General features: G+C 65.1%; 13 protein-coding genes. 12 read left to right on the top strand and 1 reads right to left on the bottom strand.

The features are described 5' to 3' along the window. Window positions 1-17 precede the first annotated feature (17 nt). The 8 genes from BKY27_RS05795 to BKY27_RS05760 all read left to right on the top strand — a co-directional run bounded on the left by BKY27_RS05795 (window position 18) and on the right by BKY27_RS05760 (window position 9,103). On the top strand, window positions 18-971 hold the full coding sequence (locus BKY27_RS05795) for a GlxA family transcriptional regulator (RefSeq protein ID WP_233491783.1): 954 nt from the start codon (window positions 18-20) through the stop codon (window positions 969-971). A 48-nt stretch (window positions 972-1,019) separates the two neighbouring features. Next, window positions 1,020-1,856 carry a tryptophan 2,3-dioxygenase gene (locus tag BKY27_RS05790; protein ID WP_071673509.1) on the top strand — a complete coding sequence of 279 codons (837 nt, stop codon included), beginning with the start codon at window positions 1,020-1,022 and terminating at the stop codon, window positions 1,854-1,856. A gap of 1 nt (window position 1,857) precedes the next feature. Continuing rightward, entirely contained in the window at window positions 1,858-3,051 is a 1,194-nt protein-coding gene (gene kynU / locus BKY27_RS05785) for a kynureninase (RefSeq protein ID WP_071673508.1), read from the top strand. A gap of 229 nt (window positions 3,052-3,280) precedes the next feature. Then, window positions 3,281-5,494, top strand: coding sequence for an NADP-dependent isocitrate dehydrogenase (locus BKY27_RS05780; RefSeq protein WP_071673507.1), 2,214 nt, complete (start codon window positions 3,281-3,283; stop codon window positions 5,492-5,494). Between the two features lie 171 nt (window positions 5,495-5,665). Continuing rightward, window positions 5,666-6,760 carry an S-methyl-5-thioribose-1-phosphate isomerase gene (gene mtnA, locus BKY27_RS05775; RefSeq protein WP_071673506.1) on the top strand — a complete coding sequence of 365 codons (1,095 nt, stop codon included), beginning with the start codon at window positions 5,666-5,668 and terminating at the stop codon, window positions 6,758-6,760. Then, on the top strand, window positions 6,757-7,416 hold the full coding sequence (locus BKY27_RS05770) for a class II aldolase/adducin family protein (protein ID WP_071673505.1): 660 nt from the start codon (window positions 6,757-6,759) through the stop codon (window positions 7,414-7,416). Before mtnA ends, BKY27_RS05770 begins: the two co-directional genes overlap by 4 nt. A gap of 64 nt (window positions 7,417-7,480) precedes the next feature. Further along, window positions 7,481-8,242 (top strand): HpcH/HpaI aldolase family protein, encoded by a 762-nt coding sequence (locus BKY27_RS05765; RefSeq protein ID WP_071673504.1) that lies wholly within the window; start codon window positions 7,481-7,483, stop codon window positions 8,240-8,242. A 99-nt stretch (window positions 8,243-8,341) separates the two neighbouring features. Further along, window positions 8,342-9,103, top strand: coding sequence for a FadR/GntR family transcriptional regulator (locus BKY27_RS05760; RefSeq protein WP_071673503.1), 762 nt, complete (start codon window positions 8,342-8,344; stop codon window positions 9,101-9,103). Between the two features lie 82 nt (window positions 9,104-9,185). Here the strand turns inward: BKY27_RS05760 and BKY27_RS05755 are convergent, their stop codons facing one another. Further along, window positions 9,186-9,848 (bottom strand): DUF1028 domain-containing protein, encoded by a 663-nt coding sequence (locus BKY27_RS05755; protein ID WP_071673502.1) that lies wholly within the window; start codon window positions 9,846-9,848, stop codon window positions 9,186-9,188. 92 nt (window positions 9,849-9,940) lie between these two features. Between BKY27_RS05755 and BKY27_RS05750 the strand changes: the two genes are divergently transcribed. The 4 genes from BKY27_RS05750 (at window position 9,941) to BKY27_RS05735 (ending at window position 15,438) form a co-directional block, all read left to right on the top strand. Then, on the top strand, window positions 9,941-11,515 hold the full coding sequence (locus BKY27_RS05750) for an ABC transporter substrate-binding protein (RefSeq protein ID WP_071673501.1): 1,575 nt from the start codon (window positions 9,941-9,943) through the stop codon (window positions 11,513-11,515). A gap of 136 nt (window positions 11,516-11,651) precedes the next feature. Further along, the gene (locus BKY27_RS05745; protein WP_071673500.1) at window positions 11,652-12,599 is read left to right on the top strand and encodes an ABC transporter permease; all 948 of its coding nucleotides are present in this window, start codon (window positions 11,652-11,654) and stop codon (window positions 12,597-12,599) included. Further along, the gene (locus BKY27_RS05740) at window positions 12,596-14,482 is read left to right on the top strand and encodes a dipeptide/oligopeptide/nickel ABC transporter permease/ATP-binding protein (protein WP_071673499.1); all 1,887 of its coding nucleotides are present in this window, start codon (window positions 12,596-12,598) and stop codon (window positions 14,480-14,482) included. The genes BKY27_RS05745 and BKY27_RS05740 overlap by 4 nt, the downstream gene beginning before the upstream one ends. After that, on the top strand, window positions 14,479-15,438 hold the full coding sequence (locus BKY27_RS05735; RefSeq protein WP_071673498.1) for an ABC transporter ATP-binding protein: 960 nt from the start codon (window positions 14,479-14,481) through the stop codon (window positions 15,436-15,438). Before BKY27_RS05740 ends, BKY27_RS05735 begins: the two co-directional genes overlap by 4 nt. Window positions 15,439-15,443 lie beyond the last annotated feature (5 nt).

Here is a 15,443-nt window from a genome sequence, read left to right as displayed (position 1 = left end):
TGCAGAACCCGCAACAGATGTCGCCGCCCCGCAGCGTTGGCGTGCTGCTGTTTCCGGCCTTTTCAAACCATTGCCTTGCCAATGCAGTCGAACCGCTGCGCGGCGCGAACACCCTGTCGCGCCGGACACTCTATGACTGGCAGTTCCTCAGCCTCGATGGCGCAGGCGTGGCCTCCTCTTCCGGGCTGACCGTGCAACCCGAGGCGCGCCTGTCCAACCATCCGGGCGGTGACTACCTGCTGGTCATGCCAAGCTACGACTTCGAACGCCACGCGACCCCTGCCACGAAACGCGCGCTTCGGGCAGCGGCGGGGCGGTTCAAGACCGTGGTTGGCCTTGATACCGGCAGTTGGCTGATGGCGGCGGCGGGTTTGCTGGACGGGCGGCCCGCGACGATCCACTGGGACGAAATGGAAAACCTCGCCGAGAGCTTTCCCGAGGTGGAGGTAATCGAAGACAGGTTCGTGATCGACGGCACGCGCATCACCTGCGGCGGCACCACGACCACCTTTGAGTTGATGCTCGACCTGATCGGCCAGCATCACGGCGCGCTGCTGCGGTTGGAGGTGGCGGCCCTCTTCATGCATGGCGAGGCGGACCCGCGCGCCGACCCGATGCTGCGCCTGCCCGGCGACCGTCTGGTGCAGGCCGCCGTGTCGATCATGCGCCGCAACATCGAAGTCCCCCTGCCTATTGGCGAGGTCGCCGCGCGCCTGCGGCTCAGCCAGCGCGGGCTGGAGGCGCATTTCGCGGCCGAGACCGGCATGACCCCACGCGCCGTCTATACCGCCCTGCGCCTGCGGGCGGTGCAGTTGCTGGTCGAGCGCACCAGCCTTGGCATGGTCGAGATCGCCACCCGCTGCGGCTATACCGACGCCAGCGCCATGACCCGCGCGTTCCGGCGCGAATTCGGCCAACCGCCCACGGCCTTGCGCCGCCACCGTCCGACAGGTGTTTCAAGCTTGAAATAAAAATCCACTGGCCGTAGGGTCCGCCCAGACCAAACAGGAGCCCGCGCCATGAGCGACCAGCCCTACAACCCCGGACCCGACGGCGCGCGGATGGATTTTCGCAGCGCCATGTCCTACGGGGACTACCTGCATCTCGACGGCATCCTGACCCAGCAACACCCGCTGTCGGACGCCCATGACGAAATGCTGTTCATCATCCAGCACCAGACCAGCGAACTGTGGATGAAACAGGCAATTCATGAACTTTCGGCGGCGCGTGCGGCGCTCACCACGGGACAGACCGCGCAAATGTTCAAGATGCTGGCCCGCGTGACCCGCATTTTCGAGCAGTTGAACAGCGCGTGGGACGTGCTGCGCACGATGACGCCCGCCGACTACACCCGCTTCCGCGAAACACTCGGCCCCTCGTCGGGGTTTCAATCCTATCAATACCGGCTGATCGAATACATCCTTGGCAACCGCAACCCCAACATGCTGAAACCCCACGCCCATGTGCCCAAGGTCAAGGCCATGCTGGAGGCCGAACTCGCCCGTCCCTGTTTCTATGACGAAGTGATCGCGCTGCTGTTCGCCACGGTCGAGGGCGCCGGTCCAGCCCCTGCGCCCAACCTGTCCGCGCCCCACAATGCACTGCCCGAGGTGCAGGCACTCTGGCAGACCGTCTACGAAGATATCGACCGCTACTGGACGCTCTATGAACTGGGTGAAAAGCTGGTGGATCTTGAGGACTACTTCCGCCGCTGGCGGTTCAACCATGTGACCACGGTGGAACGGGTCATCGGCTTCAAGCGCGGCACCGGGGGCACGTCTGGCGTGCAATACCTGCGCCGAATGCTGGAGGTGGAACTGTTCCCCGAGCTTTGGCATGTCAGAGGAGACTTGTGAGATGGGCGTATCGCTGCCTCGAAAAGAGATGTTCGAAATCCCCGAGGGGGTGATCTATCTCGACGGAAATTCGCTCGGTGTCATGCCCAAGGGGGCAGCGGCGCGCGCCACGACCGTCATCGAACAGGAATGGGGCGATCAACTGATCCGCGCGTGGAACAGCGCCGGGTGGATGGACCTGCCCCGCGTCGTGGGCGACCGGATCGCCGCCTTGCTTGGCGCGCCCGCTGGGTCGGTGGCCACCGGCGATACGCTCTCGATCAAGGTCTACCAGGCACTCGCCGCCGCCCTCAAGATGCGCCCGAACCGCCGGGTGATCCTGTCGGATAACGGCAATTTCCCGTCCGACCTGTATATGGCGCAGGGGTTGATCGACACCATCGACAAGGGCTACGAGTTGCGCACCCCCGCCCCCGAGGACGTGGCCGACGCGATCACCGACGAGATGGCCGTGGTGATGCTGACGCAGGTCGACTACCGCTCGGGCCGGATGCACGACATGAAAGCGATTACCGAAAAGGCCCATGCCGTGGGCGCGGTGATGATCTGGGATCTGGCCCATTCGGCGGGCGCGGTGCCGGTGGACCTCACGGCCTGCAACGCCGAATTCGCGGTGGGGTGCAGCTACAAATACCTCAATGGCGGCCCCGGCGCGCCGGCCTTCATCTATGCCCGCCCCGATATCATCGACGATGTGCAACCAGCGCTGTCCGGCTGGCTTGGCCATGACGCGCCCTTTGCCATGGAACTGGGCTATCGCCCCGCCATGGCCACCGAACGGCTGCGCGTCGGCACCCCGCCGATCCTTCAACTGGCCGTGCTGCAAGAGGCGCTCAAGGTCTGGGACGGGGTCGAGATGGCCGACCTGCGCGCCGCCTCGCTTGCCCTGTCCGAGCGGTTCATCAAGGAGGTCTCGGCCCGCTGCCCCGAGCTGACGCTTGCCTCCCCCGCCGATCCGGCACTACGCGGCAGCCAGGTTTCCTTCGCCTTTGAACAGGGCTACGCTGCCATGCAGGCCCTGATCGCGCGTGGCGTGATCGGCGATTTCCGCGCGCCGGACATCATGCGGTTCGGCTTCACTCCGCTCTATCTGGACGAGGCCGACGTGATCCGCGCGGCCGAAATCATCGAAACCGTGATCAAGGACCGCGTCTACGAGCATCCCGACTACCAGACGCGATCGCGCGTGACCTAGGCGCGACGCCCTCCGTCGGCGGGTGGCAACCCGCTGTCCGTCGACGAAAGGCACGCAAATCCCCCGCGCGCGCCTTTGTCCTGTTGATCCGCGCCGCACTCTGTTCTAGGCGTGCGCCGAACCCGAGAACGGCGACTTTCCGGGTCCCCGCAATTGATGCAGGACGCCCCCCATGACGGGGCCGTCCATGGGGGCCCACCCCTCTGAACTTTGAAAAAGGGAACGGACCATGGCAGATCAAAAACAACCTGACATTGTGTATACCATTGTAGACGAAGCGCCCGAACTGGCCTCGGGCTCTTTCCTGCCGATCATCCGCTCTTTCGCCGATGCGGCAGGCGTCACCGTGGGCACCAAGGATATCTCGCTGGCGGGCCGCATCCTTGCGACCTTCCCCGAAGCGTTGACCGAAGACCAGCGCCAGTCCGATGATCTGGCCGAACTCGGTCAACTGGTGAAAACCCCCGACGCCAATGTCATCAAGCTGCCGAACATCTCGGCCTCGGTGCCGCAACTGGTTGCAGCCGTGACCGAGCTTCAGGGCAAGGGCTACGCGCTGCCCGACTACCCGTATGACCCCTCGACCGACGAAGAAAAGGCCGTCCGCGCCAAGTATGACTCGATCAAGGGTTCGGCCGTAAACCCGGTCTTGCGCGAGGGCAATTCCGACCGCCGCGCCGCAAAGGCCGTCAAGACCTACGCCCAGAACAACCCGCACCGCATGGGCAAATGGTCGTCCGACAGCAAGACCAAGGTCTCGTCCATGCCGGGCAATGACTTCTACGCCAACGAGGTGTCGGCCACGCTGACTGCCGAACAGGCCGGTCCTGCCCGGATCGAATTTGTCGGCACCGATGGCACCGTCTCGGTCCTGAAGGACGGCTGGCAACTGGGCGCCGGCACCGTGGTCGACGCAACCTTCATGTCCGCCAAGGCGCTTTCATCCTTCCTTGCAGACGCCATCGAGGACACCAAGAAAGACGGCACCCTTTTCTCGCTGCACATGAAGGCCACCATGATGAAGGTCTCGGACCCGATCATCTTCGGCCACGCCGTGCGCGCATGGCTCGCCCCGGTCTTTGACAAATACGGCGACGAGATGAAGGCCCTCGGCGTCAACCCCAACTCTGGCATGGGCGACCTGCTGGCCCGCGTGAAGGACCAGCCCGAGATCATGGCCGCGATCGAAGCCGTCCGCGCCGAGCGTCCGCCGATGTACATGGTCGATTCCGACAAGGGCATCACCAACCTGCACGTCCCCTCTGACGTAATCATCGACGCCTCCATGCCCGCCCTGATCCGCGCAGGCGGCAAAGGCTGGGGCCCCGACGGAAACGAAGGCGACAGCAACTGCGTCATCCCCGACAACTGCTATGCAACCGTCTATGACGAAGCCATCAATTTCTTCAAAGCCAACGGCGCACTCGACGTGGCCACAGCAGGCACCGTTCAGAACGTCGGCCTGATGGCCCAGAAGGCCGAGGAATACGGCTCCCACCCGACCACGTTCGAGGCCCCCGCAGATGGCACCATCCGCGTGGTGCTGGCCGATGGCGAGACCCTGCACAGCCACGCGGTCGAAGCTGGCGACATCTGGCGCGCCTGCACCGCCAATCAGGCCCCGATCGAAAACTGGATTCAACTGGCCATCGACCGCCAGCGCCTGACCGGCGCACAGGCGATCTTCTGGCTCGACGCGAACCGTGCCCATGACGCCGAGTTGATCAAATGCGTGGAACCGGCCCTCGCCGCCGCTGGCGTGGCCGACAAGTTCCAGATCATGGCCCCGCGCGAAGCCACCCGCGCTTCGCTGGAAACCATCACCGCCGGAAAGGACAGCATCGCCATCACCGGCAACGTGCTGCGCGACTACCTGACCGACCTGTTCCCGATCCTCGAACTGGGCACTTCGGCCAAGATGCTGTCGATCGTCAAGCTGATGAACGGCGGCGGCCTGTTCGAAACCGGCGCCGGTGGCTCGGCCCCCAAGCATGTGCAGCAGCTTGTCGAGCAGAACCACCTGCGGTGGGACTCGATGGGCGAATTCTGCGCACTCTCGGAATCGCTGAATTTCCTTGCCGACAGCAAGGGCAACGCCAAGGCCGGGGTTCTGGCCGCGGGGGCCGAGGCCGCGACGCAAGGCATTCTGGACAATGACCGAAGCCCCAGCCGCAAGGCCGGCGAACCCGACAACCGCGACAGCCACTACTGGTTCGCCCGCTATTGGGCCGAAGCGCTCGCCGCCCAGACCGACGACGCCGAGATCGCGGCCTATTTCGCGCCCGTCGCCAAGGCACTGGCCGAGAAAGAGGCCCAGATCGTCGCTGAACTGGCCGACGCCCAAGGCAAGCCCGCCGATATCGGCGGATACTACAAGCCCGACGCCGCCAAGAAGGCCGCCGTCATGCGCCCCTCGGCCACGCTGAACGCCATCTTCGGCTAAGCCGCCACCAGGCGCCGCGACACCAACAGGGCCACCCCGACCGCCGGGGTGGCCTTAATTCCTTGCGCCACTGTCCTACGGGGGGATCACCCCTTGCGCGCGAGACGACGCCCCGGCCAGCCTACGCCGGAAGCGCTTGACCCCGCCCCCGCTTGCGCCCATGTCGGACCCATGAAAGTGAATGGCACCCCGTACCGCTCTCTCTGGTGGGATCAAGACGCAGACGCGCTGCAAATCATCGACCAGCGCTGGCTTCCACATGACTTCCGCATTCAGCAGCTCGACAGCCTGCCCGACTACGCGACCGCGATCCGCGACATGCATGTGCGCGGCGCGCCGCTCATTGGGGCGACAGCGGCCTATGGCCTGGCTTTCGCGCTGCGACAGGCCCCGTCTGACGCGGCCATGGCCGAGGCGTATACCACGCTTCACGCCACCCGGCCGACGGCGATAAACCTCAAATGGGCGCTTGACCGGATGCAGGCCGCCGTTGCGCCCTTGCCCGAGGGCGCCCGCGCCGCCGCCGCATTCGCTCTCGCCCATGAGATTGCCGACGAAGATGTCGAGATCAACCGCCGCATCGGGGTCCATGGGCTGACTCTTATCCGCGCCATTGCCGCAAGGAAGCCGAAGGGCGAGCCGGTGCGCCTGCTGACCCATTGCAATGCAGGCTGGCTTGCCACTGTCGACTGGGGCACCGCCACCAGCCCGATGTATCACGCCCATGACGCCGGGCTGCCGATCCATGTCTGGGTGGATGAAACCCGACCCCGGAACCAAGGCGCGCTGACGGCGTGGGAACTTGGCAGCCACGGCATTTCCCACAACTACATCACCGACAATGCGGGCGGGCACCTGATGCAGCGGGGGCAGGTCGATCTGGTCATCACCGGCACCGACCGCACCACCCGCGCGGGCGATGTCTGCAACAAGATCGGCACCTATCTCAAGGCGCTCGCGGCCCATGACAACGGCGTGCCCTTCTATGTCGCCCTGCCCTCGCCCACCATCGACTGGACCGTGACAGATGGGATTGCAGAGATCCCGATCGAGGACCGGTCCGAGCGTGAAGTCACCCATGTGCAGGGCCAGACCGACGCCGGGATCGCATCGGTTCAGGTCACGCCCCAAGGAACCCCCGGCGGTAACCCCGCCTTTGACGTGACACCCGCCCGCCTTGTCACCGGCCTGATCACCGAGCGGGGCATTTGCGACGCGTCCACAGACGGCCTTGCCGGGCTGTTCCCCGACAGGGCCACCCGATGACCGCCCCCTATTCCGATTGCCCCGAGGTGCGGCAGGCCATCATAGACGCCTGCCTGCATCTGAACGCCAAGGGCATCAATCAGGGCACCTCGGGCAATGTCTCGGTCAGGGCGGGGGCGTCGATGCTGATCACCCCCTCGGGCATTCCCTATTCCGACATGACCCCGGACATGATTCAATCGGTCCCGCTCGACGCCACGCCCACGGCACGGGGGCCGCTCAAACCCTCGTCGGAATGGCGCTTTCATCAGGCGCTGCTGACGGCCAAGCCCGACAGTCATGCCATCGTTCATGCCCATCCGGTCCATTGCACGGCGTTGGCCCAGAATCGGCAACCGATCCCGGCGGTGCACTACATGGTGGCGGCCTTCGGCGGCCATGACGTGCCACTCGCGGGATACGCGCTGTTCGGCGGGGAAGAGCTGGCGAAAAATGTGGTCAATGCCATGACCGGCCGCCACGCCTGCCTGATGGCCAATCACGGTGCGACGGTGGTGGGCGAGACGCTGGACAAGGCGCTGTGGCGGATGGAGGAACTGGAAACGCTGGCACGCGGCTATGTCCTGTCCCTGTCCGCAGGCACGCCACATGTGCTCGACCGGTTCCAGATAGAAGAGGCCCTTGCCGCCTTTGCCGATTACGGCCCGCGCGATTGAGGGCCTTTCCCGGTCGCGGACTAAATGCTACACATGTGAAGCAAATGCGACGGAGGAGATCGCCATGGACTTGCCCCGCAACGCCTTCAAGGCCGCCTTGCAAGAGGGCCGCACCCAGATCGGCATGTGGGTCACCATCCCCGACAAGGGTGTGGTCGAGATGCTGGCGGGCGCGGGCTATGACTGGCTGCTGCTGGATACCGAGCATTCGGCCATGGGGGCCGTCGATACGTTGGCGTTGATGCAGGCAGCCGCCGCCTATCCCGTCACGACCATCGTGAGGCCCGGCTGGAACGACCCGGTCGAGATCAAGAAACTGCTCGATTGCGGCGCGCAGAGCCTGCTGATCCCCTATGTCCAGACCGCTGACGAGGCCGCGGCAGCCGTGGCGGCTGTTCGTTACCCACCCAAGGGCATCCGGGGTGTCGCTGGCACCACCCGCGCCAGCCGCTACGGCGCCGTCAAGGATTACGCGATCCATGCCGAGCAAGAGATTTGCCTGCTGGTACAGGTCGAAACCGCCGACGCGCTGGCCCGGATCGAGGCTATTGCCGCCGTTGACGGGGTGGATGGCATCTTCATCGGTCCGGCCGATCTGGCGGCCTCGATGGGCTATCCGGGCCAGCCCGGCCACCCCAAGGTCAAGGCCGCCGTTCTGGACGCCACCCGCCGCATCGCCGCGGCGGGACTGCCGCCGGGGATCCTGTCGCTTGACCCTGCGTTTCTTGGCGACGTTGCAGAGGCGGGCGGGAAATTCATCGCAATAGATGTGGATATGGCCCTGCTGCGCCGTGGCGCTCTGGCCGCGCGGCAGCGGTGGGGCTGACCCGGCCACCGGGGTCGATCCCGGTATCGTGAGGCAATCCGCGCTAGGAAAATCTCTGGCGCGCGGCTACATTCCTCATGATAAATACAGGCCCACCACATGTCCGATCCCGCCCCATCCCCTGCGCGCCCGCGCCGTTCCCGTCCCGTTCAGGTCGCCGACCAGATCAAGGACTGGGTGGTCGAACGCGACCTGAAACAGGGTGCCAAACTGCCCAACGAGGCCGAGATGATCGCCCTTTTCCGGGTGTCCAAAGGCACCGTGCGCGAGGCCATGCGCATCCTTGAAGCGCAGGGGTTGATCGTCACCCGGACCGGGCCGGGGGGCGGCAGTTTCGTTGGTGAGGTCAGCTTGGAGCGGGCCAAGTCCCTGCTAGCCAACTATTTCTATTTTCAGGATTTATCCGTCTCTGACGTCTACCAGATGCGTAAGGTGGTCGAACCGGAACTGGCCGCATCACTGGCGGGCAAGCTGTCACCGGCGCAGATCAAGGAATTGCGCCTTTTGGTGCAGGAATACCCAGCCCCCGCGCAATCGCCCGAGGAAGAGCGCGACCAGCACATTGCCTCGCTGCGGTTCCATGCCAAGCTGGCGGAATACTCGGCCAATCCCCTCCTGACCTTCATGGTGTCGTTCATGGCCCGTATATTGACCGACCTGACGGTCTACCGCCGACTTTACGAGCCGCATAACGTCGAGCTTTGGGCGCGAGGGCGTCGGCATCAGCTCGATCTGGTAGACGCACTTGAGGCCGGGGAGGCCGAGCGCGCCTCGGCAATCATGCGCTCTCACATGGAGGGGGCAGAACGGCTGATGCAGGCACAAGAGGCCCGCGTCATGCGGCGGTTCATGGCAGTGTGACCGCGAATTTCCGACGGTCTTGTCGGTTATTTCTGACAGGGTTGTCGGTTTTTCGGATCAAATCACAGAGGCGCGGCAGAGGTCACTCTGGCGCGCGGGACTTGTCGCCCACCACCGGCACCACATGCAGCCAGTCGGCATAGGGCGAGCCGCGCGCTGCCGTCAGCAACGCCCCGAGATCATCCAGCGGTCGCGCGCTGTGATCGATCCTGAGATCGAGCGGCGGCGCATCGGGGCGCAACACCAGAATCGCCGCAGACAACAGCCCACGGGAATCGCCGCCCGCCCCTTCGGCGGCGCGCAGGACCGACAGCATGAGATCCGCCAGATCGGCGGCGCCCGCCTGATACCGGGCGACCATCGCGTCAAGCACCGCCTCGGAGGTCAGCATATTGCCCGCCACCGCCAGCCCCGGCGTGCAGCGGTGCGCGGCCACGGGCACGCTTTTGCCGCCGGTGAAGCCACTGGTGCGCCCATCACGGTCCAGCGCGGTCATCTGCCGGTGGCCCCGGCCCGCGTCATTTTCGGTCACGGCGAAAACGGCATCGCCTGCCTTGACCCCGCCATGCATCAGCCGAATCCCATCGTCGCGCCAAAAGGTGCTGGGGGCGGTGCCTTGCGAGGCCACCAAACCGGCCTCGATATCGCCGCGAATGACCCATCCCCCCACGCACAGGCTGCCTGTTGCCGCCGCGGCAGCGTATGTGCCTGATTTCTGGTCATACGCAAGGATCGAAAAAGTCATCCGCTGCTCCGTGGAATATTTTGTCTTGAATTTATCATGATCATTTGCGTGAATGCAATTCATCATGATAAATTCACAGGGAAGGAACCACCATGAGATTGCTGACCATGACGCGGCGCGCGTTGCTCGCTGCCGTGGCGGCTTCGGCATTGGCCTTCGGGGCTGATCCCGCTGCCGCGCAAACCCCGCCCGGCGTGCTGGTTGTCGGACAGATTGCCGAACCGCAGGCGCTCGACCCCCATGCAGTGACGGCGGTCAACGACTTCCGCATCCTGATGAACATCTATGACGGGCTGGTGCGCTACGCCCCCGGCACGCTAGAGGTCGAACCGGCGCTGGCCACCTCGTGGGAGGTGTCCGATGACGGCACCGTCTACACCTTTCACCTGCGCGAGGGCGTGACTTTCCACGACGGCACGCCGTTCAATGCCGAGGCCGTGGTGTTCAACTTCGAGCGGATGCTGAACGACGATCATCCCTACCACGACACCGGCCCTTTCCCGCTGTCCTTCTTCTTCTCGGCGGTGGACACGGTCGAGGCGCTGGATGACATGACAGTGCAGTTCACGCTGAACGCGCCCTATGCGCCGTTCCTGTCGAACCTCGCCTATCCCACCGGCCTGATCGTCTCGCCCGCTGCCGTCATGCAATACGGGCAGGATTTCGGGCGTCACCCCGTCGGCACCGGCGCGTTCCAGTTCGAGGAATGGCGCGCCAACGAGGCCGTGGTCGTGACCGGCAACCCCGATTACTGGGATGGCGCGCCCGCGTTGGAGGCCGTGGTGTTCCGCCCGATCACCGATGCCAACACCCGCACCGCCGAGATGCTGGCAGGCGGAATCGACATGATGGTCGAAGTGCCGCCCGTGTCGCTGTCGGAATTTCAGGGTGACGCGTTCAACATCGTCGAACAGGCCGGCCCCCACGTCTGGTTCCTGATCCTGAACGCCGCCGAAGGCCCGTTCGCCGATGTGCGCGTGCGTCAGGCCGCGAACTACGCGGTCAACAAGGACGCCATCGTGAATGACGTGCTGGAAGGCACCGCCGCCGTGGCGGCAGGCCCGACCCCGCCCGCCTTTGCATGGGCCTATAACGAAGATCTCGATCCATACCCCTATGACCCCGACCGCGCCCGCGCATTGCTGGCCGAGGCCGGGGTCGAGAACCCCTCGATCACTTTCTACGTCACCGAGGGCGGATCGGGGATGCTGGACCCCATCGCCATGGGCACCGCGATTCAGGCGGACCTGGAGGCCGTGGGTTTTGACGTAACCATCGAAACCTACGAGTGGAACACCTTTCTTGGCCGCGTGAACCCCGGGCTGGAGGGGGAAGCCGACATGGCCGAGATGGCATGGATGACCAACGACCCCGACACCCTGCCCTACCTGGCGCTGCGCACAGACGCGTGGCCCGATCAGGGCGGCTTCAACTCGGGCTACTATTCCAACCCCGAGGTCGACGCCCTGCTGGAAGAGGCCCGCACCTCGACCGATCAGGACCGCCGCGCGGAACTGTATCGTCAGATGCAGGAAATCGTGCAGGAAGACGCCCCGTGGGTCTTCGTGGCCAACTGGGTGCAGAACGCGGTCACGTCCGACCGGGTCGAGAACTTCGCGCTCGAACCCTCGTTCTTCCTGCTGCTGCATGACGTGGTGAAGAACTGAACAATGCGCGCCGTGGCGGGGGCCTCCCTTCCCCCGCCACGGCCATTTTGTCTGCACGGGGGGTGTACGGGGGGTGTACGCCCGGTGCACGGGGGGTGACGCCCCGAATTTGCGCCCATGAACGGCCAGAGGTTTCATGACCGGTTACATCCTCAAACGCCTGATTTCCGCGATCCCGGTGCTGATCGGCATCTCGATCGTGGTCTTCCTGATCATGGCGATGATCCCCGGCGATCCCGCCACCGCCATTCTCGGCAGCTATGCAACGCCGGAAAACGTGGCCGAGCTGAACCGCGACCTCGGTCTCGATAAGCCTTTGGTGCAACGGTATTTTATCTGGCTCAGCAACCTGATGCAGGGTGATCTGGGGCGGTCGTTCAACCTTAACCGGCCGGTGCTGGACGAGGTGCTTGAACGCTTCAACGCGACGCTGATACTTGCCGGAACGTCGTTCGTGCTGTGCTCGGTTCTGGGTATCGCGGCGGGCGTGATTTCCGCCGCGCGCCAATACGGGATTGCGGACAAGGCGATCACTTTCGCGGTTTTGCTAGGGATTTCAATCCCTTCCTTCTTCCTCGGCATGATGATGATCCTGATTTTCGCGGTCAATCTGCGATGGTTCCCGGTCTCGGGCATGTGGCCCATTTACGGCACGCGGGACATCTGGGCGCTGATTGATCACCTGACCATGCCCGCACTGGCGCTGTCGGTGGTGGCGACCGGCGTCGTGGCGCGGCTGTCGCGCTCGGCCATGCTGGAGGTACTGCGGCAGGATTTCATCCGCACCGCGCGCGCCAAGGGCGTGCATGAACGCAGCATCATCTGGCGCCACGCGCTGCGCGCCGCGATGGTCTCGATCATTCCCGTGCTTGGGATTCAGGCGGGCTTCGTGCTGTCGGGTGCGGTTTATATCGAGCGCGTGTTCCAGTGGCCGGGCATAGGGCAGATGCTGGTCGACGCGATCCTGCGCCGCGACATCCTGCTGGTGCAGGGCGGCGTGGTCTTCGTTGCCGCCTGCTATGTCCTGTTCAACATCATCGTCGACGTGGCGCAGAGCCTGCTCGACCCGCGGATCAAGACATGAGCGCCTTTCTAAAACTGCTCGCCCGCAACCAGCTGGCCCTCGCGGGGCTGATCGTGATGGGCATCGTCGTGGTGCTGGCGCTGCTGACGCCGCTGTTGCCGTTGGCCGACCCGGACGTGACCAACACCCCTGCCCGCTTTACCCCGCCGTTTTCCGAGGGCGCGTGGCTGGGCACCGACCATCTGGGGCGCGATCTGCTGTCGCGCCTGATGTGGGGCACGCGGCTGTCGCTTGCCGTGGGCTTTGCCGCCGCGACGATTGCCGCCACCCTCGGCGCTGCCATCGGCATCATCTCGGGCTTTTACGGGGGGCGGGTGGACAACATCATCATGCGTTTCGTCGATGTCTTGATGGCGTTCCCCTATATCCTGCTGGCGCTGGCCATCGTGGCCGCTCTCGGCCCCGGTCTGATGAACGCGCTGATCGCGGTGGCGGCCGTGAACATCCCGTTTTTTGCGCGGAATATCCGGGGCATCACCGTCGGCATCGCGCATAAGGAATTCGTCGATGCGGCGCGGCTGGCGGGGTTGTCGGATGCCAAGATCATCTTGACCGAGATCTTGCCAAATGTGCTGCCGGTGATCGTTATCGCCATGTCCACCACCGTGGGCTGGATGATCCTTGAAACCGCCGGTCTGTCCTTCCTCGGCCTTGGCTCGCAGCCACCGCAGGCCGATCTGGGCTCGATGCTGGGCGAGGCGCGCAACGCGCTGATCACGAACCCGCATACCTCGATCGTGCCGGGGGTGATGATCCTAATCATCGTGATGGCGATCAACCTGCTGGGCGACGGGGTGCGCGATGCGCTGGACCCACGGCTGAAATCGGGCGCGCTGAACCGGCCGTTGCCGGCGACGCTGGTCGCGCGGCCTGCGGGCTATACGGCCCCCGCGCCGGACGGCGAGGCGGTGCTGCAACTGGCCGGGCTGGAAACGCAGTTTCATGTCGGGCGGCGGACTTACCGCGCCGTGGGTGGGGTCGATCTGCAAATCAGCCCCGGCGAATGCGTGGGGCTGATCGGGGAAAGCGGATCGGGCAAGTCGGTGACTGCACTGTCGATCATGGGGCTTGTGGCCTCGCCGCCCGGCAAGATCACCGGCGGCTCGGTGTTTTACAAGGGGCAGGATCTGGTCGGCGCGCCTTATGAGCGGCTGCGCAGCCTGCGCGGGCGGCGGGTGGCCTATATCTTTCAGGACCCGCTGGCCACGCTGCATCCGCTCTATACCGTTGGCGATCAGCTGATCGAGGCCGTGCGCTGCCACCGCAACGTGCCAAAGTCCGAGGCGCGCGCCCATGCCATCGAGTTGTTGCGCGCGGTGCGCATCCCCAATGCCGCCGACCGCGTGGACAGCTACCCGCACGAATTGTCGGGCGGGATGCGCCAGCGGGTCGGCATCGCCATGGCGCTGGCCAATGACCCCGAAGTGATCATCGCCGATGAACCGACGACCGCGCTCGACGTGACGGTGCAGGCGCAGATCCTGACCCTGCTGGATGACCTGCGGCGCGATCGGGGGCTGGCCATTCTGTTCATCACCCATGATTTTGGCGTGGTCGCGCAGCTTTGCGACCGGGTGGCGGTGATGTATGCGGGCCGCATCGTCGAGGACGGCACGGTGGACGACATCCTGGCTGCGCCCGCGCATCCCTATACCAAGCGGCTGATGGCCTGCGTGCCGGAACTGGGCGGCGGACGCAGGCGGCTGGAGGCCATTCCCGGCCTGCCGCCCGTCGTGGACAACCTGCCCGATGGCTGCGCCTTTGCCGACCGCTGCGACAAGGCGCGCGACGCCTGCCGACAGGGCACCATCCCGCTCGATCCGCTGGGGGCCACACGGCGCGTGCGTTGCATCGACCCAGAATTGCAGGAGGCGTCGGCATGAGCCTTGCGCTGAAACTGACCGGGCTGACCAAGGATTTCCCCGTCGGCAAGCGCCTGCTGGGGCCACCGCGCGCGGTGGTTCACGCGGTGCAACCCGTGACGCTGGATGTGGAGACCGGCGAAACCCTCGGCATCGTGGGCGAGTCCGGCTGCGGCAAGTCCACGCTGGCGCGGATGCTGGTGGGGCTTTTGCCGCCAACCGAAGGGGCCATCGAGATCGAGGGCGAGGCGTTGAACGCCGCCAACCCTGCCGAATTCGGCAAAAAGATCCAGTATGTGTTTCAAGACCCGCTCTCGTCGCTCAACCCGCGCAAGACGATCCGGCAAATCATGGACGCGCCGCTGAAGAACCTGCACGGGATGGCGGCCCCGGCGCGGCGCAAGCGGATTGCGCAGATATTTGCCGCGGTGAACCTGCGGGAAGAGTTCCTCGACCGCTACCCGCACGAGTTTTCCGGCGGGCAGGCGCAGCGGATCGGGATTGCGCGGGCGCTGGCCGCCGAGGCGCGGATTCTGATCCTGGACGAACCTGTGTCGGCGCTGGATGTCTCGGTGCAGGCGCAGGTGCTGAACCTGCTGGCAGACCTGAAGACCGAATTCGGGCTGACCTATCTGTTCATTACCCATGACCTCGCGGTGGTGGAGGCGGTGAGCGACCGCATCGCGGTGCTGTACTTCGGCGCACTGGTGGAACTCGGACCGGCGGAACGCATCTTCAACGCGCCGCGCCATCCCTATACCAAGCTCTTGGCGGACAGTGCGCCGGTGGTGGGCCGTGACCTGTCGGCGCCCGAAGGCAAGGAAACCGAGCTGCCCGATCCGCTGAACCCGCCGCCCGGCTGTTCCTTTGCCGCCCGCTGCCCGCGCGCGACCGAGCGGTGCCGGGCAGAGGTGCCGGTGCTGGAAGACAAGGGCAGCGGCGTGGCGGCGGCTTGTTTCCACCCGTTGGAAGGGTAGGCCTC

Origin of the sequence: Nioella nitratireducens (genome assembly GCF_001879715.1) — a bacterium.
GTDB classification, from domain to species: Bacteria; Pseudomonadota; Alphaproteobacteria; order Rhodobacterales; family Rhodobacteraceae; genus Nioella; species Nioella nitratireducens.
Note: the sequence above shows the minus strand (reverse complement) of the source record. Positions and strands in the feature narration are given on the sequence as shown.

Excerpts from the sequence above, each read along its gene's own strand:
- BKY27_RS05795 (WP_233491783.1), top strand. The coding sequence starts at position 18 with ATGTCGCCGCCCCGCAGCGTTGGCGTGCTGCTGTTTCCGGCCTTTTCA.
- BKY27_RS05790 (WP_071673509.1), top strand. The coding sequence starts at position 1,020 with ATGAGCGACCAGCCCTACAACCCCGGACCCGACGGCGCGCGGATGGAT.
- kynU (WP_071673508.1), top strand. The coding sequence starts at position 1,858 with ATGGGCGTATCGCTGCCTCGAAAAGAGATGTTCGAAATCCCCGAGGGG.
- BKY27_RS05780 (WP_071673507.1), top strand. The coding sequence starts at position 3,281 with ATGGCAGATCAAAAACAACCTGACATTGTGTATACCATTGTAGACGAA.
- mtnA (WP_071673506.1), top strand. The coding sequence starts at position 5,666 with ATGAAAGTGAATGGCACCCCGTACCGCTCTCTCTGGTGGGATCAAGAC.
- BKY27_RS05770 (WP_071673505.1), top strand. The coding sequence starts at position 6,757 with ATGACCGCCCCCTATTCCGATTGCCCCGAGGTGCGGCAGGCCATCATA.
- BKY27_RS05765 (WP_071673504.1), top strand. The coding sequence starts at position 7,481 with ATGGACTTGCCCCGCAACGCCTTCAAGGCCGCCTTGCAAGAGGGCCGC.
- BKY27_RS05760 (WP_071673503.1), top strand. The coding sequence starts at position 8,342 with ATGTCCGATCCCGCCCCATCCCCTGCGCGCCCGCGCCGTTCCCGTCCC.
- BKY27_RS05755 (WP_071673502.1), bottom strand. The coding sequence starts at position 9,848 with ATGACTTTTTCGATCCTTGCGTATGACCAGAAATCAGGCACATACGCT.
- BKY27_RS05750 (WP_071673501.1), top strand. The coding sequence starts at position 9,941 with ATGAGATTGCTGACCATGACGCGGCGCGCGTTGCTCGCTGCCGTGGCG.
- BKY27_RS05745 (WP_071673500.1), top strand. The coding sequence starts at position 11,652 with ATGACCGGTTACATCCTCAAACGCCTGATTTCCGCGATCCCGGTGCTG.
- BKY27_RS05740 (WP_071673499.1), top strand. The coding sequence starts at position 12,596 with ATGAGCGCCTTTCTAAAACTGCTCGCCCGCAACCAGCTGGCCCTCGCG.
- BKY27_RS05735 (WP_071673498.1), top strand. The coding sequence starts at position 14,479 with ATGAGCCTTGCGCTGAAACTGACCGGGCTGACCAAGGATTTCCCCGTC.